Below are 19,891 nucleotides of genomic sequence, written 5' to 3'. Positions count from 1 at the left end.
GCCCGCGTAAAAGCTGGCGTGTCGTTTGCATTACTCATTTTTTTTACGGGGGATAACCATGGTGGCTAAAGAGGCCATGACGATCCGTTTTCTGCTGGCATCCCGGCAATGTGAATTAGCGGGTTTACGGGATTTACTGGAAAGCGGTGAACTGATCGGCAAGCTGAGCGTGTTAATCCACTACCTGCAGCGTGAGCGCGGTGCGGTTAATCTTTATTTGTGTAATGAAGGGCAGCAGACGGCAGAAGAATTACGTCAGCGCGAGCAGGACTCTCTGAGTTCACAGCGGATATTATTAGCGTATCTTGAACAGCCGGAGGCATTGACGCCGGCAAAGTCACAGGCGAGCCGTTTATTGAGTTGTGCGGCCAGGGTGGTGTATGCCCTGAGCGTCTTACCGGAAGTCCGCAGGAAAGTCACCGGGCGAACAATTCCTTTGGCCAATGCGGTAGAAATATTCAATGACACCCTCCGCCATTTGTTATCACTGGTATTTGCCGTATCGGATACATCTGCGGATCCGGTCATTTCGCGCGCTCTGATTGCCCTGTTCAGTTTTATGCAGGGTAAAGAACTTGCCGGTCAGGAGCGGGCTATCGGTGTGCGGGTGTTCAGTGCATATCTTCCCGGGGAGACTCACGGGCATTATGCGGACACGATGATTGACCTGATTGAACGCCAGGAGCAGTGCTTTGAAACGTTCACCGCGTTCAGCGACCCGAAAAATAATCAGTACTGGTCAGCAATGACCACCGACAGCGAGTTTGAACGCCTGCGTCGTCTCGCCTGCACCCGGGCGGCGGGCACTGGTAGCTCAGGCACCAGCCAGCACTGGTTTATGCTGGCCACTCAGCGTATTGATGAAATGAAACTGCAGGAAGACAGGTTACAGCAAACCCTGATGCAATTATGTCGTGAACGTATTGCAGCGACCGAACAAGCCTGCCATGAGCAACAGGCGGATATTGAAAGTCTGAAAGAGGCCGTCTCGCAAGGAGACGGTGGATTTTCTGTCTTTATGAGAGACCCGGCCACCGGCGAACAACATCCGCAGCATTCCGGCTGGTTAAACAGCGAAGGGATCCAGCCGCAACTGGGGCAATCGCTGTTGTCTCTGCTCCGGCAGCAATCCCGGCGTCTGGATGCACAAACGCAGGAACTTTCGGACCTGCGGGAGACACTTCATCAGCGTAAAACTATCGATAGTGCGAAGCAGTTGCTGATGCAGCATCGTCAACTCTCTGAGGATGAAGCCTATAAGACCCTGCGACAGATGGCGATGGATCAGAATAAAAAAATTGCTGAAATAGCGACCGCGATTTTATCTGTGGCCGGCGCTTTCGGTTCTCATGGCGGGTGACAGTCTGCACACTCAAGGTGCATACATTGATCATTTGTGGTGCAGATCACATTTTATCTTTCCTGCCGGTACCTTTCCGGCAAGGGGCAGTGTTTGCGGATGATTTTTTTCCCCTGACAGTGATCCCCTGATAACAGAAAGGTTTTATGCGATACCATTCAAGGAAAGACAAGGTATCAGCAGGACTGGCATAGGTATTGCTTCTTCAGTAGTGAAAAACATTTAACCTGTGCTTCCGGCCAACGGCGGTTGTAGGCTCAGGATCAGGACAATGGCGTCCATCACTGCGTATGTATTACGCAGCGGTGGGCGTTTTTTTTTGCCCGGAAATCGCCGGAGACTGAAAGGGGTGTGAATGAGCCAACAGCCAAAACCAGACAGAGCATTCTCCCGCCGGAAACTATTACAGGGGGCGGCAGCGCTGACCGGTAGTATGTTGTTGCCGGGACTGATGAACAGCGTCTATGCGGCGGGATCAGATGCGCCGGAATTAACAACGCTAAGGGTCGGTTTTATCCCCCTGACCGATTGTGCATCTGTAGTTATGGCTGCGGTAAAAGGGTTTGATAAGAAATATGGTATCCGGATTGTGCCGGAGAAACAGGCCAGTTGGGCTACCGTCCGGGATAAAATCCTGTCCGGTGAACTGGATGCAGCCCATATTCTGTATGGTGAGTTATACGGTTTGCATATGGGCCTGGCCGGACCCGCCACCCCGATGGCTTGCCTGATGACGCTGAACCAGAATGGCCAGGGGATCACCCTGTCGAATCAGTTGCGTGATGCCGGTATTACTGATCTTGCTGCACTGCAACGGGATATTGATGCCCATCCGCCAGGCACTTACACCTTTGCCCAGACATTTCCTACCGGTAACCATGCGATGTGGCTCTATTACTGGCTGGCGAGTGCCGGGATCCATCCGTTACAGAAAGTCCGTAGTCTGGTGGTTCCGCCCCCGCAAATGGTCGTCAATATGAAGATTGGCAATATGCAGGGCTGTTGTGTCGGTGAACCCTGGAATCAGCGCGCCATCAGCGACAATATTGGTTTTACTGCCGCCACCTCTCAGCATATCTGGCCCGATCATCCGGAAAAAATACTGGGCACCCGCGCCGATTGGGTCAATGCCCATCCTCATACGGCCCGGGCGCTCACTGCGGCTATCCTGGACGCCGCCCGCTGGATAGATGCCAGTGATGATAACCGCCGCGAAACGGCCCGTGTCATCGCCGGGCGGGCAGTGATCAATACTAATGTCAATATCATTACCGGACGTATGCTGGGCCAGTATGAAAATGGCCTCGGTCAGCGCTGGCAGGATGCGCATGCCATGCGTTTCTATCATGACGGGGAAGTCAGTTATCCATGGCTCTCCGACGGCATGTGGTTTCTGACGCAACATCGTCGCTGGGGACTACTGAAAACTGACCCTGATTATCTTGCTGTTGCACAACAAATCAATCGTATCGATATCTACAAACAGGCTGCAGCCGCGGCCGGAAATGTACCGTTACCCGCCAGTGATATGCGCAGCAGCGTACTGATGGACGGAAAGCGCTGGGACGGGAGCGATCCTGTCGGTTATCTCAATAGCTTTAGTGTTAAACAATGAGTGAGGCAACGATGAAACATCAGGCTGAAGTGCCCCCGGGCGTTGCTGCGCTGCCAGCGACCGCCGTCCCGAAAACACCCCCTCCGGTGCTGACGCGCCCTCGCCGCCGTCATCCGGTAGCAGGCCGGATTTTCAGGCGCCTGTTTGCCGGCGCCTCGGGAATTTTATTGTTGCTCTGTGGCTGGCAAATCGTCGCATTGAACAGCTCTGATTTTCCGACCCCCTGGCAGACCTGGCAGGCCGCGATCCCGGTCTTTGCACACCCGTTTTATATCGCCGGCCCGAATGACCAGGGGATCGGCTGGAATGTACTGGCGTCGTTAAAACGCGTGGCGATCGGGTTTGGGCTGGCGGCGCTGGTGGGTATCCCGGTCGGGTTTCTGATTGGACGTTTTCGCTTTATCGCCGATATGTTAAATCCGGTCATTTCACTGTTACGTCCGGTCAGTCCGCTGGCCTGGTTACCGATTGGTTTACTGATTTTTCAGCGAGCCGATCCGGCATCTTACTGGACCATTTTCATCTGTTCTGTCTGGCCCATGATCCTGAATACTGCCGAAGGTGTACGGATGATCCCGGATGACTATCTGAACGTTGCCAGGGTACTGCGGCTTTCTGAACTGACGGTCATGCGCAAAATTTTATTTCCGGCGGTATTACCGAACATCCTGACGGGAATGCGTTTATCTATCGGCATTGCCTGGCTGGTGATTGTCGCGGCTGAAATGCTGACCGGCGGAATGGGGATTGGGTTCTGGATCTGGAATGAATGGAACAACCTCAATGTGGAACACATCATCATCGCTATTTTTATTATCGGGCTGGTTGGGTTACTGCTTGAACAGTGCCTGATGTGGGTCGCGCGTCGTTTCAGTTATGAAAAGCGTTAAGGGGAAGAAGATGCCTGCCAATCCAATTATTCAGGTCCAGCAAGTCAGCCAGCAGTTTTCAACCGCCAGCGGTGATTTTCTGGCGCTGGATAACGTGAGTTTTGATATCGCCGCCGGCGAGTGTGTCAGTCTGATCGGTCACTCCGGTTGCGGTAAATCGACGCTATTGAACCTGATTGCCGGCCTGACCTTTCCCACGCAGGGAGGGTTGCTCTGTCATAACCGTGAAATAGAAGGGCCTGGCCCGGAACGGGCCGTAGTCTTTCAGAACCATTCATTACTGCCCTGGCTGACGACCTATGAGAATGTTGCGCTGGCCGTGCAACAGGTCTTTCGCGGTCAGATGAGTAAAGCCGAAATGAAAGCATGGATCCTCCACAATCTGCGACTGGTACATATGGATCATGCGGCGAATAAGCGACCGGATGAAATTTCCGGTGGCATGAAACAACGGGTCGGGATCGCCAGGGCCCTGGCGATGAAACCTTCCGTATTGCTGATGGATGAACCTTTCGGCGCACTGGATGCACTGACGCGTGCTCATCTGCAGGATGCTGTCATGGACATTCAGCAGCAACTGCGTACCACCATTGTGTTGATTACGCACGATGTTGATGAAGCCGTTCTGCTGTCTGATCGGGTCTTTATGATGACCAACGGTCCCGCCGCGACGGTGGGAGAAGTGATGGCCGTTGATCTGGAACGGCCCCGTTCACGGGTATCACTGGCGAACGATCCCCGGTATCAGCAATACCGTCAGCAGGTATTGCAGTTTCTGTATGAAAAACAACCTAAGGCTGCCTGAGTTCCGGCAGTTAACCGTGTAAAGCAACAGCCTGTCGCTGTGGGAGTAGGGATATGAATCAACCGGTATTAGTGGTCATCGGGCATGGTATGGTCAGCCACTATTTTCTGGAGCAACTGGCAGAGCGTCAATTGCATACTCAGTATCAGATTATTGTGTTCGGGGAGGAAGAATACCCGGCCTATGATCGCGTCCACCTGTCGGAGTATTTTTCCGGTCGTACCGCCGGGTCACTGTCCCTGGCAGAAGAGGGCTTTTTCCCCCGTACCGGCATTGAATTACGCACCGGTCAGCAGATAACGGCCATTGACCCGCGGGCAAAAACCGTGACGGATGCTGCCGGAAATACCCTTCACTACGATCAACTGGTCCTGGCGACAGGCTCCTATGCCTTTGTTCCCCCCATCCCGGGCCATGACCGTCCCGGTTGTCTGGTCTACCGTACGCTCAGCGATTTGGATGCTATCAGCCGTCAGGCGAGCCGTTCGACCACAGGGGTCGTAATCGGTGGCGGACTGCTGGGACTGGAGGCCGCCAACGCGTTATTACAATCCGGTCTGGAAACTCATGTTGTCGAGTTTTCACCGCGGCTGATGGCGGTACAGCTGGATAATGACGGAGCGTCGATGTTGCAGAAGAAAATTTCTGCACTGGGCGTCCGGGTGCATACCGCGCGTCAGACCGTCGAAATTACCGACGGCGAGCAACGGCAACATAAGCTCTGTTTTACCGATGGGACTGAGCTGGAGACCGATTTGGTGTTGTTCTCTGCGGGGATCCGCCCCCGTGATGAGCTGGCAGCGAGTGCGGGACTGGAAAAAGGTCCCCGTGGCGGCATTGTGATTGATGATTACTGTCAGACCTCAGACCCATCGATTTCGGCCATTGGCGAGTGTGCTCTCTGGCAGGGCAAAATTTTTGGCCTGGTCGCGCCGGGATATCAGATGGCTCGTTGTCTGGCCGACCGGCTGGCAGAGAAAGCCACAGCCTTTACCGGCGCGGATATGAGCACCAAACTGAAACTCTTAGGCGTGGAAGTTGCCTCTGTCGGTGATGCCCATGGAGCGACGCCGGGGAGTCAGAGTTATCAGTGGATTGATGGTCCGGGGCAGATTTATAAAAAAATTGTCGTTTCGGAAGATGGCAAAACATTACTGGGTGCGGTACTGGTTGGCGACAGTTCAGATTATAGCGATTTATTACAGCGGATGCTGAATGCTATCCCTCTGCCGGCGAATCCGGAAAGTCTGATTTTACCGGTATCGGAAGGCGGAGCACCGGCCGGTGTCGGCGTGGCATTATTGCCGGAAAGTGCACAGATTTGTTCCTGCCACAACGTCTCTAAAGGCGATATTTCTGATGCGGTCCGTGGCGGATGCACCGATATGAACGCGCTGAAAAGCTGTACCCGGGCCGGGACCGGGTGTGGTGGCTGTGTTCCTTTACTGAAGCAGGTGATGGAACATGAGCTGGAAGCCCTGGGTGTGGAAGTTAAGAAGGATATCTGTAGCCACTTTGCCTGGTCGCGCCAGGAACTCTATCACCTGATTCGGGTAAATAACATCCGGACCTTTGATGCACTGATCCGGCAATACGGGCACGGAAGAGGGTGTGAGATTTGCCGGCCACTGGCCGCTTCGCTGCTGGCTTCCTGCTGGAATGACTATGTATTACAGCCGCAGCATGTGTCGCTGCAGGATACCAATGACCGCTTTCTGGGGAATATCCAGAAAGACGGTACCTATTCCGTCGTACCGCGCATACCGGCCGGTGAAATTACCCCGGCAGGCTTAATCACTCTCGGTCAGGTGGCTCAGCGCTATAACCTGTACACCAAAATTACCGGCGGGCAGCGTGTGGATTTGTTCGGTGCACGCCTTGAGCAACTGCCTGCCATCTGGCAGGAGTTACTGGAAGCCGGATTTGAGACCGGTCATGCCTACGGTAAATCCCTGCGTACAGTAAAGTCCTGCGTCGGATCGACCTGGTGCCGTTATGGCGTACAGGACTCCACCGCGCTCGCCATCCGGCTGGAGGATCGTTACAAGGGGCTGCGTTCGCCTCACAAAATCAAAATGGCCGTTTCCGGATGTACCCGGGAATGTGCTGAGGCACAGGGAAAAGATATCGGAGTGATTGCCACCGATAAGGGATGGAACCTCTATGTCTGCGGCAATGGCGGGATGAAACCCCGGCATGCCGATCTCTTTGCATCCGACCTGGACACGGACACGCTGATCCGCGTGATTGACCGGACCCTGATGTTTTATCTGCGAACGGCGGATCGCCTGCAGCGAACCAGTAGCTGGCTGGATAACATGGACGGCGGGGTGGACTATCTGCGCCAGGTCATCCTGGAAGACAGCCTGGGCCTGGCGGAGACGCTGGATCAGGAAATGCAGCAGATTATCGACACCTACCAATGCGAGTGGCAGACCACTCTCGACGATCCCCGTTCACGACAACTGTTCCGCGCCTTTATTAACAGTGATCAGCCGGATGAAGCGGTGGTGATGGTGCCGGAGCGCGGACAGATCCGCCCTGCGGAGCCTTCAGAAAAACCGGGAGTAGCGGTGACCGAAGAGCCGGCAGATGAATGGGTCACCGTGGGGCGGCTTGACGATATTCCGCCGGATACCGGGAGGGCAGCCCGCCTGGGCCGGCAGCAGATTGCGGTTTTCCGTCTGGGGGAAGAACAACCGGAAGTTTATGCACTGGATAATCTTGAGCCAGGCAGCGGGGCAAATGTCCTTGCCCGCGGTCTTCTCGGCGACGATGACGGTATCCCACTGGTGATTTCACCGTTATACAAAAAACGACTGCGGTTAACCGATGGTATCAGTCCGGATGATAGTACGGTCCGGGTCCGCTGCTGGCCTGTACGCGTTGAAAACGGGATGATCAGCGTGCAACGCCGGCCGGTGTCCGTTTCACCGCCACAAACCGCGCTTCCGGTTTCCTGAGGTTCTGACAACGGAGATTTTCCGATGAAAAAACTTAATGATTTTATCAGGGCGGCAGAGAGCCGGCAGCCGGTGGAAAAAGGCACGGTCTGGCTGACCGGCGCAGGCCCGGGGGATGCAGAGCTGCTGACGCTGAAAGCATTACGTGTCATTCAGCAGGCGGATGTGGTGGTGTATGACCGCCTGGTGTCTGCAGAAATTATGGCGCTGGTGCCTGAGACGGCGTTATGTATCGATGCGGGGAAATCCCCCGGCGATCACCGCCTCAGTCAGGCACAAATCAATCAGTTACTGGCGGACCTGGCGCTGGCGGGACAAAAGGTAGTACGCCTGAAAGGCGGTGACCCGTTTATTTTTGGTCGTGGCGGGGAGGAGATGGTCTTCCTGCAACAGGCAGGCATCCGCTGTTACATTATACCCGGGATCACCGCGGCGACGGGGTGTGCCGCGGCGGCAGGTTTGCCGTTAACCCACCGTGATTGCGCGCAGTCGCTGCATTTTATCACCGGATATACCCGATCGGCCGGTGATATTGCGGAGACCGCAACGCTGGCCCGCGCGGGACAGACGCTGGTTTTTTATATGGGGCTAAGTCATAGCCTGCGTTTTTGCCAGCGGCTGATCACCTCAGGGCTGGCGGGGACGACGCCGCTGGCCATCATTGAAAATGGGACACGGCCGGAGCAACGTTTGCTGATAGCGACGCTGGAAACCCTCCCGGAACTGCTGGCACGTTATCAGCCTCAGTCACCCGGGTTACTGATTATTGGTGACGTGGTCAATTATTGTCGTGAACCTGCGCTGCGGGTGGATAACACAGCGGCAGCCGGAAAGCACGCGGTAAGCGATGCGGCTGCCTGATAGCGGCTCAGTGACCGGGGAAGATGCGCATGAGTCATGACGTGAAGCAGGTTAAAAGCGTCTGCCCTTATTGCGGGGTGGGCTGCGGTATTGTGATGCAGGTCGAAAACGACCGGATTATTAACGTCACCGGCGATAAATCACATCCGGCGAACCGGGGGAAACTCTGTACCAAAGGGCTGACCTGCGCCGGCGCAGTCACGGCTCCCGGGCGCCTGCAGCAGGCTTTTATGCGCGATAACCGGCAGCAGGAGCCGGTGCAGACTGCTCTGGACCTTGCACTGCGGGAAACGGGCCGCCGTTTACGACAGATTATTGATACCCATGGGCCGGATGCGGTATCCCTGTATGTTTCCGGGCAGATGTCACTGGAAGCCCAGTATCTGGCGAATAAGCTGGCGAAAGGTTTTATTACGACCCGGCATATTGAGTCTAACTCCCGGTTATGTATGGCCAGTGCCGGAAGCGGTTACAAACAGTCACTGGGAGCTGATGGCCCGCCCGGATCTTATGACGATTTTGAACAGGCCGATCTGTTCCTGGTCATCGGTTCAAATATGGCAGACTGCCATCCGATTTTATTCTTACGCATGATGGCCCGGGTCAAGGCCGGGGCCAGGCTGATTGTGGTCGATACCCGGCGTACCGCGACGGCAGAGAAAGCCTCACTTTTCCTGCAGATCAAACCCGGTCAGGATCTGGTGCTGCTTAACGGCTTACTTAACCTTCTGTACCGTCATGGACATACCGATAACGACTTTATTGAGCGTTATACGGAAGGCTGGCACGACATGCCGGAATACCTTTCAGCGTTCCCGCCGGAACAGGTAGCCGCGGTGACCGGGCTGCCTGAAGAAGCGATTTGCCAGGCGGCACAGTGGATAGGTGAGGCCGGGGCCTGGATGAGTTGCTGGACGATGGGGCTGAACCAGAGTGTGCAGGGGACTCAGAACACCAGTGCACTCTGTAACCTGCATCTTGCGACCGGCACATTGTGCCGCCCGGGATGCGGTCCTTTTTCGCTGACGGGGCAGCCGAATGCGATGGGCGGCAGGGAAATGGGCTACATGGGGCCGGGATTGCCGGGTCAGCGTTCTTTACTGGCAGAAAATGATCGCCGTTTTACGGAAAATGTCTGGCGGTTAGCCCCCGGGACATTACGTCCTCTGGGCGGAGAAGGCACGGTAGAGATGTTTAAGCAGATGGCTGCCGGGGAGATAAAGGCCTGCTGGATCATCTGTACCAACCCTGTCGCCAGTATGGCCGATCGCCGGCATGTGATTCAGGCGTTAGAACGTGCCGAACTGGTGATCACACAGGATGCCTTCCTGGACACAGAAACCAACCGCTATGCAGATATTCTGCTACCGGGGGCGCTCTGGGCGGAGGGAGAAGGAGTGATGATCAACTCAGAGCGTAATCTGACGCTGATGCAGAAAGCCGTGACGCCCCCCGGAGAGTCGCTGCCTGACTGGCAGATTATCGCCCGGGTGGCCTGTGAAATGGGATATCAGCAGGACTTTGATTATCAGTCTGCCGAAGAGGTTTTTTGCGAGCTTCAGCAATTTGCCAATCCGGCGACCGGGTACACCTTGCAGGGGGTGAGCTATCCGCGGCTCAGTAGCAGCCCTGTCCAGTGGCCGTCCCCGGCCGGAGACAGCGTCTCGCGCCATCCTGTTCGTTACCTGCGGGGCGAAGTGGCGGTCGCTGACCTGTCTGCCGCGCCCGCGATATTTTTCCCGACGCCCTCCGGTAAAGCCAGGTTCCACTGCTTCCGGGATCTTGTGGCTCCCGAGCAGGCAGACAGTGAGTTTCCGTTCATCCTGAATACCGGCCGGTTACAGCATCAGTGGCATACGATGACCAAAACAGGCCGTATTCCGGCGCTGAATCAGCTAAACCCGGCACCTTTTATCGAAATTCATCCTCAGGATGCGGAACGCCTGCAGATCCGGCCTCAGCAACCGGTTGAAATCCGCTCCCGTCGGGGGTATGCGCGACTCCCGGCGAGTATCAGTCACCGGGTTTTACCGGGGCACTGTTTTGCACCGTTTCACTGGAATGACCTTTTCGGCGAACACTGCGCGATCAATGCCGTCACCAGCGACAGTGTCGATCCGTTGTCCTTACAGCCGGCACTGAAACAATGCGCAGTATCGTTAGTTCCTGTGGCAGAAGAGAACCGTATGGATGATGACAGCAACACCGCAGAAGCAGAACCGGCCGGAAATGTTACCCGTTCCGTCAGTGATCTCACCGCAGAACTTTTTGCCGGTGAGCTGGGCTTATCCCGCGCACCGGCCATAGAATGGGACCCTGAAGAACAGCGTTACCTGCAGGGTTTTCTGGCGGGTCTGCGCCTGGCCCCGACAGAAGCCGGGGGAAGTATCCCGCGCCTGCCTGCCAGTTCACCGCTGGACCCCGGAAAATTACAGTGGGTAAATGGCCTGCTGGCGGGGTTATATTCACGGGCCGCAGAGGAGACGAAACCACGTACCTCCGCCAGTCAACGTGCCGGGGTTAGGGTGTTGTGGTGTTCAACGACCGGTAATGCGGAGTCTCTGGCGGCACGCTGTGTCGGGCAACTGACAGACGCCGGGATCCCGGCCGAAGCCAGTTGTATGGCCGGAACGGAAGTCTCGCAGTTAGTCGCTGCAGAGTATGTGTTGCTGGTGGCCAGTACCTTCGGGGACGGAGATCCTCCCGATAATGGATCGGCTTTCTGGCAGGTACTTGCCTCGGAGTCGGCTCCACGGCTGGAGTCTCTGCACTTTTCGGTGCTGGCGTTAGGTGACAGCAGTTATGATCAGTTCTGCGGGTTCGGCCGTTCACTGGATGAGCGATTATCAGCGCTGGGGGCGACACGGCTTTTGCCTCATGCCGAGTGTGACGGGGCAGATCTGGCCCCGGCCAGTCAATGGCTTGCGGGGATCTGTGAGCGTCTTGCCCGACCGGGAGAGCCGCAGGCCGCGGGGGCTATGGTACCGGTAAAGCCGGTGAACACGGTTACGGAGAAATACCACCGGCATCATCCTTACCCGGCCAGGGTGATGGCCAACCGCTTACTCAGTGGTGAGGGGTCAGACAAGGAGACCCGGCAACTGATTTTTTCTGTGGATGACGCAGAATTCAGCTATCAGGCCGGAGATGCTCTGGGCGTATGGCCACAAAACAGCGAGCCGCTGGTTGATGCCGTGATCCTGGCGCTGCAGGCCGGGCCGGACACTCTGGTGAATACGGAGCGCGGGGGCCGTGTTACGCTTAAAACGGCGCTGACATGGCATACAGACTTATCGGTAGTCAGTCGTGAACTGGCGCAGGCTGCCGGTGAACACACGCTGGCGGACCGGTTCCCGGACTCATTACAGCAACTTCTGTCTGCCGGATCCAGTGACTGGCAGAAACAGCATCGTGTTCTCGATCTGCTGCGTGCGTTTCCGGCCAGGATACCGCCCGAACAGTTTGTCGCGTTACTCAGTCCGTTACGTCCGCGTCTGTACTCCATTTCGTCCTCTCCGGACTTTTTCCCGGGGGAGGTACACCTGACGGTGTCGGTGATCCGTGACCCAACGACCCCCCTGAATAACGGGGTCTGCTCGACGTTTCTTGCGGATATACCGGCCGGTGGTGAAGTCCCGATATTTGTCCAGAAATCGGCCTGGTTCCGTCCGCCGGCGGATGACCATTTGCCTTTGATCATGATCGGACCGGGCACCGGAATTGCGCCTTTCCGGGCCTTCTTACAACACCGGCAGGCTCTGGGTGCTGATGGAAAGAACTGGCTGTTTTTTGGTGAGCAGCATGAAGAAAGTGACTTCTATTATCGTCAGGAACTGGAAGTCTTTCGCCGGGAGGGCATCCTGCATCGGCTGGATACCGCATTTTCACGGGATCAACCGGAAAAGATCTACGTACAGCAACGTATGCTGGAACAGGGCGAGGAATTCTGGCGCTGGTTACAGGCGGGAGCCAGTGTCTGTGTCTGCGGGGATGCCAGCCGAATGGCGAAAGATGTCCACCAAACCCTGCTGCAGATTATCGCCACACAGGGAAAGATGACCGCAGCGGAGGCAACAGAGTGGCTGGCAAAAATGACACACGAAAAACGGTACCTGCGTGATATTTACTGAGTCACAGACCGCTATTAGCTCATACCTGCTCCGTCGTTCACCGGACGAAATGAGGAGCAGGCTGAGCTAAAAAACACGGGCAAATTTTTAGATGTACAGACGTCCAGACTTCCTTTATAGTGCCAGTAAACTGATACAGGGAGAGTTTCCAATGAAAAAGATATTACTGACGTCGGCCATCGTTCTGTCTGCCTTATTACTGAATGCCTGCAAGCAAAACGATCAGGACAGCGTAAAAGTCGCAATTAACACCGGGCCGGACCAGCAACTCTGGGACACCGTAAAACAGGTGGCTAAGCAGAAATATCATCTGGATGTTCAGGTCATTGCATTTAATGATTATGTACAGCCGAATGAAGCCCTGCTGAATAAAGATGTGGATGCCAATGCCTTCCAGAGCGTACCTTATCTGGAAATGCAGGAGAAAGAGCGCGGTTATCCATTCGCAATTTTAGGTAAAACCTTTATCTTCCCAATCGCAGCCTATTCTAAAAAGATTAAAAATATCAGTCAGCTTCCTGATGGCGCGACGATCACGTTATCGAATGAAGCTACCACTCTGGGACGCAGCCTGCTGCTGTTACAGGCTCAGGGACTGCTGAAGGTAAAACCGGAAGCCGGTTTATTGCCGACGTTACTGGATATCACCTCTAACCCGAAACATCTGAATATCCTGCAGGTGGATACGCCACAGCTTGCCCGTACGCTGGATGACCCGAAAGTCTATCTGTCGGTGATTAACAATAACTTTGCCTCGCTGGCTGGGTTATCTGCGTCACGTGATGGTCTGTTTATGGAAGGGAAGGCATCGCCTTACCTGAATGTGCTGGTGGTACGTAAAGATAATATTAACGACAAGAAACTTCAGGAACTGAAAGAAGCTTTTCAGTCTCAGGAAGTTCTGGATAAAGCGAATGAAATTTATAAAGGTGATGTGATTAAAGCCTGGTAATTTCGAGCGTTATCCCCCTGTCGCATGGCGGCAGGGGGGCGTCTCCTCCCTGATTTCCTGTCCCCCGGCAACAGCCTGATGCATCTGCTGCCTGCCTCTTCGAAGGTGTCCCTGGCCCGGCGAAGATCTCACGAACGAATAAAACAGGTAGCTGGCGGATCACCCCGTGGCGGGGAAGCTAAAGCCACGGGGTGCTGCCTTACTGAGAAACCCAGAAGGTTCCGGAGGTCTTCAGACCCATATAGTTCTGATGAATATTTTCCAGGTCTGCCTGCGGATCAATATCCTTAAATAACTGTGGATGCAGGAATTTAGCGATAGCTTCTACCGCGACCACATTGGAAGGCAGATCATAGAACTGATGGTAAATGGCCAGCACATGATGATTCTGCGTTGCCTGCAGGACGTTAAATCCGGTCCGGTTCATCAGTGCTGCCAGTTTCTCTTTGGCGGCACCGGACGGGAGACCGTAGCCCAGTGGAATTGACGCCGATGCTTTGCGATTTCCCTGCCAGTCTGCACCGGTCAGCAAATAGAAGTCCGGATTGAGGGTAATAATTTTTTCCAGGGTGACATCGCCGCCCATCCCGTCAAACAGCTTACCGCCCAGGTTAATTCCCCCTGCCGCCTGGACAAATTCGCCCATGCTGCCCTGACCGAAAGTGCTGCAACAGAAATCACCGAGGATGCCGGCACTACGCTCGATAAACACCGTCGGGCGCTGTTGGGGGCTGAGGGTAGCGACGCGTTTCTCAATCAGCGACATTCTCTGACGATAGAAATCCAGATAGCGTGTTGTATTTTCCTGCTGATGGAAGACTTCACCCAGTAGCTCGATGCTTTTTGCACTGTTCTGTAACGGTTTCTGCCGGAAATCGATAAAAATATACGGGATATGCAGGCTGTTAAGCTTATCCATCACCCCTTCATCCTTTAGCTTACTGACCAGACCGATATCAAAAATGACCAGGTCCGTTTTCCGGGCAACGGCATTCTCGACGTCAAAGGTGGTGGTGTAAGGGTTACCAAACGTAGGGATCTTCTTCAGAGCAGGAAAGTTGGAAGCAAACGCCGTCATAATGTCCGGTGATTTCTTCTTTAAGGAGTCATCCCAGGCAGCGATGCTGGACGAAGGGTCGCCGTTAAAGATGATGCTCATGGCCTCAATCGCACGGGCATCTGCCAGCATAATATGATGGGGCACGTCCGGAATATTGACTTGTCTGTTAAGCAGGTCGGTCACTGTCTCTGCCAGGGTCGGCGCGACCGGTATCACCATCATGGCTAATGTAAAAATGATTTTTTTTGCAAATTTCATTTCAGTTGTCTGCCTGTCTGTTAGCTAAGGAGTCCCGTCATCCCGGGAAGGGGTCCAATTTAACAGAGGTGATGGCAGAAAGGGACCCGGGAAATGTCAGACAGAGTGTCAGGAAGCCTTGCCGGGAGACACTGTTCACCCCTTTTCCGGGGATGAACAGTGCAGACATTATTTACCGTTCAGGGTGTCATGCATTTTTTGCTCGTCCAGCTCACCCACGCGCTTAGCCACGAAAATTGTCGCTACGCCGTTACCAATCAGGTTAGTCAGAGCACGGGCTTCAGACATAAAACGGTCAATGCCCAGAATCAGTGCCAGACCGGCGACCGGGAGTGTACCCACGGCAGAAAGTGTGGCTGCCAGAACGATAAAACCACTGCCGGTCACGCCCGCAGCCCCTTTCGATGACAACAGCAGGATCACCAGCAAGGTTATCTGATGGAAAATATCCATATGCGTGTTGGTCGCCTGGGCAATAAAGACCGCCGCCATCGTCAGATAAATCGAGGTGCCATCGAGATTAAACGAGTACCCCGTCGGGATCACCAGACCTACCACAGACTTCTTACAGCCCAGCGCTTCCATTTTATCCAGCATGCGCGGCAGGACGGATTCGGAGGAGGACGTTCCCAGCACGATCAGCAGTTCATCTTTGATGTAGCTGATAAATTTAAAAATATTGAAACCTGTGTAGCGGGCAATCGCCCCGAGGACGATCACGACAAACAGAACACAGGTAATGTAGAAGCAGATAATCAACTGGCCCAGCTGTAACAGAGAGCTGATGCCATATTTACCGATAGTAAATGCCATTGCCCCGAAGGCCCCTATCGGCGCGAGGCGCATGATCATATTGATGATGCCGAAAATCACCTTAGAAAAGTGTTCAATGACATTGAACACTAACTGACCGGTATTCCCCAGGCGATGGAGGGCAAAACCGAATAAAATGGCGAACATCAGGATCTGCAGAATATTACCGCTGGCAAAGGCTCCGATAACGCTGTTTGGAATGATATCAAGCAGGAAAGGCACGACTCCCTGACTCTTTGCCTGTTCGGCATAGGTGGCGATGGCCGAGGCATCCAGACTGGCGGGGTTAATATTCATACCACCACCGGGATTGGCAATATTGACGATAATCAGCCCGATAATCAGTGCCAGGGTGCTGACAATTTCAAAATAGAGCAGTGCAATCGCCCCTGTCCGGCCGACGGCTTTCATACTCTCCATTCCGGCAATGCCTGTCACGACAGTACAGAAAATCACCGGTGCTATTACCATTTTAATCAGTTTGATAAAGCCATCCCCGAAAGGCTTCATCTGTGTTCCGATGTCCGGATAAAAATGACCCAATGAAATACCCAATGCAATGGCGATGATCACCTGGATATAGAGGCTGCTGAACAGCGTTTTTTTCATAATGATTCCAGTCTTATAAGTATGACGTTTATTTTTATAGTCGCTATCAACTACGCGCTAAAAAGTAACAGCATGTTAATTAAAAGCAAATATCATCACAGTGTTAAAGTAAAAATTGGTAGTTTTATGAACTGACTCGCTTCAGTGTGTTCATTCGGGGATCATACCGTTTACCGGTATCTATAATCCGCAATGGGGATGAAACGGGAATTTTCTGTCTGTGGCATATTATTAAAACAGCACAGATGCTTATAACGGGAATTTTTGCACCGGAAGCGATTATCAGTCATGGTGTGTGCACGGCAGAGCGCCTGTACCGCGTGACAGAACCATTTTTACGTTTATTCACCTGATCAGGAAAACATATGAGCCATATTCAATCGAAAAAAATCGTTTATCGTGACAACAGCACCGACTTAGAAGGTATCCTGGTATTTGATGCCAGCAGCAAAGTTGCGGCACCAGGCTTAGTAATGGCCCCTAACTGGATGGGTGTCACCGATGCTTCTGTCTCACTGGCAGAGAAAGCGGTGGCTCAGGGGTATGTTGTGCTGATTGCCGACCTGTACGGGCAGGGCAAACGTCCGTCTTCCGCAGAAGAGGCCGGTGAAATTATGATGACAGTTAAAAATACCCCGCAGGAAGTCGGACGTATGGCGCTGGCGATTGATGCCCTGAAAGCACAGACCGAGGCACCTGTCATTGCTGAGAAAATTGCGGCCTTCGGTTTTTGTTTAGGCGGACACAATGTCCTGGAACTGGCACGCAGTGGCGCGGATATTAAAGCGGCCGTTTCTTTCCACGGCGGACTGGATACCTGCGGTCAGTATGATGCGAAGAAGATCCAGGGGTCCGTCCTGGTGCTGGATGGGGCCGGCGATCCGCTGGTACCTCGCGAACAGCTTCCGGCCTTTGCGCAGGAAATGCTGTCTGCTAACGTCGACTGGAAACTGCACAGCTATAAAGGTGCTGTTCACTCCTTCACGGATGTGAACGCGAATGTTGAAGGCGTTGCCGAATACAATGCGGATGTCAGTGACCGTGCTTTTAAAGCGATGTTTGCTTTATTAGCTGAAGTCTTCTGATATTGCTCCCCCGCGGGCATCATCGCCCACGGGGGAAAGTCACCGACTCTTTTTCCTGCCAGGAGATTATAGTTTCACTGAAGCCTGCATGTAGAATGTGCGCGGCTCACCGGCATACAGCCCTTTATTGTTATCGTCATAAGAACGGACAAAATACGGCTGATCGAACATATTTTTGACCCCGAAGCCCACCTTCAGATTTGAATAACGCGGGCCAAAATCATATCCGACACGAGCGCCCCACAGCATATAACCGGCAATACGCCCGGTACTGCCATCGGCACTTTCTGCCACGGTATTGGCGTTATCGGCGAATTGTGACGACTGATACTCACCGTTCAGATTAAAACGCCATTGCCCCGGAGTGTAATCGAGGCCCACGACCCCTTTATGTTTCGGGGAAAAGGGCACCTGATTACCGTAAGTCTCCCCATGTTCAAGGATCACAGCATTCACATAGGCGTAGCTGGCATAGACCGAAAGATCATCCAGTGCCGGAGACAGCGCTGACATATCATAACGGACCTGAGATTCCAGCCCGCTGTGACGGGTTTTTCCGCGGGCCGTGACAGAGTCAGTAATCTGGTCTGAGTCATACTGATTATTGAAATTAATCAGGAAGATCCCGGCTTCAGCACTCAGATAACCATCATCGTATCGGGTTCCGGTTTCCCAGGTCCGTGCTTTTTCCGGCCCGATACTCCCGCTGCTGACCGCTTTACCAATCTGACTATATTGCACAGTACCGAACGAGCCTTCGGTATTGGCATACAGGTTCCAGCTATCGGTAAGATGATAGAGTACGCTCAGCGCCGGTAACGGTGCGTTATAGCTGATTTGCTGGTGTGTATGAGTCAGAGCATTATTCTGAAACGACTCGATATGCTCAAAACGCATTCCCGGGGTAATCGTCCAGTTACCCATATCAATACGGTCATCGGCATAGAATGCATGGGCTTCTGTGCCTGAGCGCGTATCCCGGTCGTACGGGCTATAGGCGGTCGGTACGACCCCACCGGTCGTGGGTGTGTAGTAACGCATTTCATGGCTGGATTCGCTGATATAGCGGTAACCGACACTGATTTCCTGAGCAACGCCGCCATCAGACAGGAAACTCTGACTGTAGCGTGGCTCAATACCTCTTACCCAGTACTCCCGGGGGGAAAGGGTGATCTTCTTACCCTGTTCAAGATAGCCGCTTCGCAGTGTATGCGTGAGGAACCCCTGCACATTAAATTTATGCTGCGTATCCGGCTGGTACTGATAACCGAGACTGGCAAGTTCTCTGCGTCCCCAGAACTGATCGTAAGGACGGGTGGACTGCCAGCGATTGGCCTGGTAGTCGGCCCGGCTGAGGCCTCCCGGCATGTCGGCCCGGCCATCGTAATATTGCAGCAGGCTGTTAAACGTATTGACACCGTCAGGCGCGTAGCGGCTCTTGAGCATAATATCATCGATACGGGTCGCACTATGCTGGCGCCAGTCGCTGCCCCGGGTCCCGGAATAGAGCAGGGCACTGCCGAAACCGTTATCAGCGGTGCCGCCGACCATCAGGTTATGGGTTTCTTTCGGGCTGTTCTGTGATGAGGTCGGGCTGAGCATACCCTCGACTCCGGCTTCTATCCCGAAGGTTTTCGGGATAGCCCGGGTGACATAGTTGACGACCCCGCCGACACTTTGCGGTCCGTACCGCACTGCACCGCCATCCCGTACCACGTCGACTGCATCCATGTTCCCCAGAGATACCGGTGCCAGAGACAGTTGCGGCTGCCCATACGGGGCATATGGCACAGGAATGCCATCCATCAGTATGGTTGAACGTGTTGCGAGACGCGGATTTAATCCGCGAATACCAAAATTCATCGCCAGGTCATCGCTTCCGGTCCCGTTATTGTCAGGTGCATTCACGCCCGGGATACGGTTTATGACATCGCGTATTGTGGTTGCTCCGGTTTTAGCAAAATCCTGTCGGCGGATAACATCGCGGGCACCGGGATGTTCAAAGACATCACTTTCACGGGCCTCTCCGAGCCAGTCACCCACCACGGTCATTGAGTTACCCTGAATAGCGGGAACAGGCTCCAGCGTCCAGCTGCCGGGACCTAATGCTTTGGCCTGTAACTGGCTTCCGGTCAGCAGTGCCTGCAGGCCGTCTGCGACCGTGTAGTCACCCTGCAGACCATGACTTTGCTTGCCGCGGGTTAGTTCTGCCTTCACGGATAAAGTAATTCCGCTCTGCGCGGCATACTGGTTCAGCGTGTTATCCAGAGAACCCGCCGCAAGCTGATAGTGATGCGTTAGCGGGGGAGAAGCCGCGAAGCTACCGGTACTGAACAGGCCCATCCCGCTGAACAGGCTCATGCGCAGCCAAAGAGCCAGAGAAGGTGATTGCCGCGATCTTCTTACGGATGCGCTGTCTGAGGTCGTCATACTCTCTCCATCATAATTTTTAGTATTCACTGATGAAGTCGTATGAGAACGTCAAAAGGA

General features: G+C 54.1%; 12 protein-coding genes. 9 read left to right on the top strand and 3 right to left on the bottom strand.

Annotated elements, in window-relative coordinates; translation table 11 throughout:
- The first annotated feature begins 58 nt into the window (after nucleotides 1–58).
- The 8 genes from GTPT_RS02695 (at nucleotide 59) to GTPT_RS02660 (ending at nucleotide 13,576) form a co-directional block, all read left to right on the top strand.
- Nucleotides 59–1,360, top strand: coding sequence for a nitrate regulatory protein (locus GTPT_RS02695; protein WP_029990076.1), 1,302 nt, complete (start codon nucleotides 59–61; stop codon nucleotides 1,358–1,360).
- Between the two features lie 355 nt (nucleotides 1,361–1,715).
- The gene (locus tag GTPT_RS02690; RefSeq protein WP_029990074.1) at nucleotides 1,716–2,975 is read left to right on the top strand and encodes a CmpA/NrtA family ABC transporter substrate-binding protein; all 1,260 of its coding nucleotides are present in this window, start codon (nucleotides 1,716–1,718) and stop codon (nucleotides 2,973–2,975) included.
- Between the two features lie 11 nt (nucleotides 2,976–2,986).
- Entirely contained in the window at nucleotides 2,987–3,865 is an 879-nt protein-coding gene (gene ntrB / locus GTPT_RS02685) for a nitrate ABC transporter permease (protein WP_029990072.1), read from the top strand.
- Between the two features lie 10 nt (nucleotides 3,866–3,875).
- Nucleotides 3,876–4,670: an ABC transporter ATP-binding protein gene (locus GTPT_RS02680; protein ID WP_029990070.1), complete on the top strand. Its 795-nt coding sequence runs from the start codon at nucleotides 3,876–3,878 to the stop codon at nucleotides 4,668–4,670.
- 53 nt (nucleotides 4,671–4,723) lie between these two features.
- Nucleotides 4,724–7,633: a nitrite reductase large subunit NirB gene (nirB, locus tag GTPT_RS02675; RefSeq protein ID WP_029990068.1), complete on the top strand. Its 2,910-nt coding sequence runs from the start codon at nucleotides 4,724–4,726 to the stop codon at nucleotides 7,631–7,633.
- 24 nt (nucleotides 7,634–7,657) lie between these two features.
- Nucleotides 7,658–8,494, top strand: coding sequence for a uroporphyrinogen-III C-methyltransferase (cobA, locus tag GTPT_RS02670; RefSeq protein WP_051170725.1), 837 nt, complete (start codon nucleotides 7,658–7,660; stop codon nucleotides 8,492–8,494).
- A 29-nt stretch (nucleotides 8,495–8,523) separates the two neighbouring features.
- Nucleotides 8,524–12,624 (top strand): bifunctional nitrate reductase/sulfite reductase flavoprotein subunit alpha, encoded by a 4,101-nt coding sequence (locus tag GTPT_RS02665; protein ID WP_029990065.1) that lies wholly within the window; start codon nucleotides 8,524–8,526, stop codon nucleotides 12,622–12,624.
- A 151-nt stretch (nucleotides 12,625–12,775) separates the two neighbouring features.
- Nucleotides 12,776–13,576: a MetQ/NlpA family ABC transporter substrate-binding protein gene (locus GTPT_RS02660; protein ID WP_029990063.1), complete on the top strand. Its 801-nt coding sequence runs from the start codon at nucleotides 12,776–12,778 to the stop codon at nucleotides 13,574–13,576.
- A 199-nt stretch (nucleotides 13,577–13,775) separates the two neighbouring features.
- Here the strand turns inward: GTPT_RS02660 and GTPT_RS02655 are convergent, their stop codons facing one another.
- Entirely contained in the window at nucleotides 13,776–14,894 is a 1,119-nt protein-coding gene (locus tag GTPT_RS02655; RefSeq protein ID WP_029990061.1) for an ABC transporter substrate-binding protein, read from the bottom strand.
- A gap of 168 nt (nucleotides 14,895–15,062) precedes the next feature.
- Nucleotides 15,063–16,316 (bottom strand): dicarboxylate/amino acid:cation symporter, encoded by a 1,254-nt coding sequence (locus GTPT_RS02650; protein WP_029990059.1) that lies wholly within the window; start codon nucleotides 16,314–16,316, stop codon nucleotides 15,063–15,065.
- A gap of 365 nt (nucleotides 16,317–16,681) precedes the next feature.
- Here GTPT_RS02650 and GTPT_RS02640 point away from each other — a divergent pair, with 365 nt between their 5' ends.
- Entirely contained in the window at nucleotides 16,682–17,401 is a 720-nt protein-coding gene (locus GTPT_RS02640) for a dienelactone hydrolase family protein (protein WP_029990057.1), read from the top strand.
- 66 nt (nucleotides 17,402–17,467) lie between these two features.
- Here the strand turns inward: GTPT_RS02640 and fecA are convergent, their stop codons facing one another.
- Complete coding sequence (gene fecA / locus GTPT_RS02635; protein WP_277871036.1) at nucleotides 17,468–19,762, bottom strand: TonB-dependent Fe(3+) dicitrate receptor FecA; 2,295 nt, start codon at nucleotides 19,760–19,762, stop codon at nucleotides 17,468–17,470.
- Between the last annotated feature and the right edge of the window lie 129 nt (nucleotides 19,763–19,891).

This window comes from Tatumella ptyseos ATCC 33301, assembly GCF_000735525.1.
GTDB lineage: Bacteria > Pseudomonadota > Gammaproteobacteria > Enterobacterales > Enterobacteriaceae > Tatumella > Tatumella ptyseos.
The sequence above is the reverse complement of the archived record's forward strand: the minus strand, read 5'-3'. Positions and strand labels throughout refer to the sequence as shown.

Coding starts and splice junctions, on each gene's coding strand:
- GTPT_RS02695 (WP_029990076.1), top strand. CDS start 59: ATGGTGGCTAAAGAGGCCATGACGATCCGTTTTCTGCTGGCATCCCGG.
- GTPT_RS02690 (WP_029990074.1), top strand. CDS start 1,716: ATGAGCCAACAGCCAAAACCAGACAGAGCATTCTCCCGCCGGAAACTA.
- ntrB (WP_029990072.1), top strand. CDS start 2,987: ATGAAACATCAGGCTGAAGTGCCCCCGGGCGTTGCTGCGCTGCCAGCG.
- GTPT_RS02680 (WP_029990070.1), top strand. CDS start 3,876: ATGCCTGCCAATCCAATTATTCAGGTCCAGCAAGTCAGCCAGCAGTTT.
- nirB (WP_029990068.1), top strand. CDS start 4,724: ATGAATCAACCGGTATTAGTGGTCATCGGGCATGGTATGGTCAGCCAC.
- cobA (WP_051170725.1), top strand. CDS start 7,658: ATGAAAAAACTTAATGATTTTATCAGGGCGGCAGAGAGCCGGCAGCCG.
- GTPT_RS02665 (WP_029990065.1), top strand. CDS start 8,524: ATGAGTCATGACGTGAAGCAGGTTAAAAGCGTCTGCCCTTATTGCGGG.
- GTPT_RS02660 (WP_029990063.1), top strand. CDS start 12,776: ATGAAAAAGATATTACTGACGTCGGCCATCGTTCTGTCTGCCTTATTA.
- GTPT_RS02655 (WP_029990061.1), bottom strand. CDS start 14,894: ATGAAATTTGCAAAAAAAATCATTTTTACATTAGCCATGATGGTGATA.
- GTPT_RS02650 (WP_029990059.1), bottom strand. CDS start 16,316: ATGAAAAAAACGCTGTTCAGCAGCCTCTATATCCAGGTGATCATCGCC.
- GTPT_RS02640 (WP_029990057.1), top strand. CDS start 16,682: ATGAGCCATATTCAATCGAAAAAAATCGTTTATCGTGACAACAGCACC.
- fecA (WP_277871036.1), bottom strand. CDS start 19,762: ATGAGCCTGTTCAGCGGGATGGGCCTGTTCAGTACCGGTAGCTTCGCG.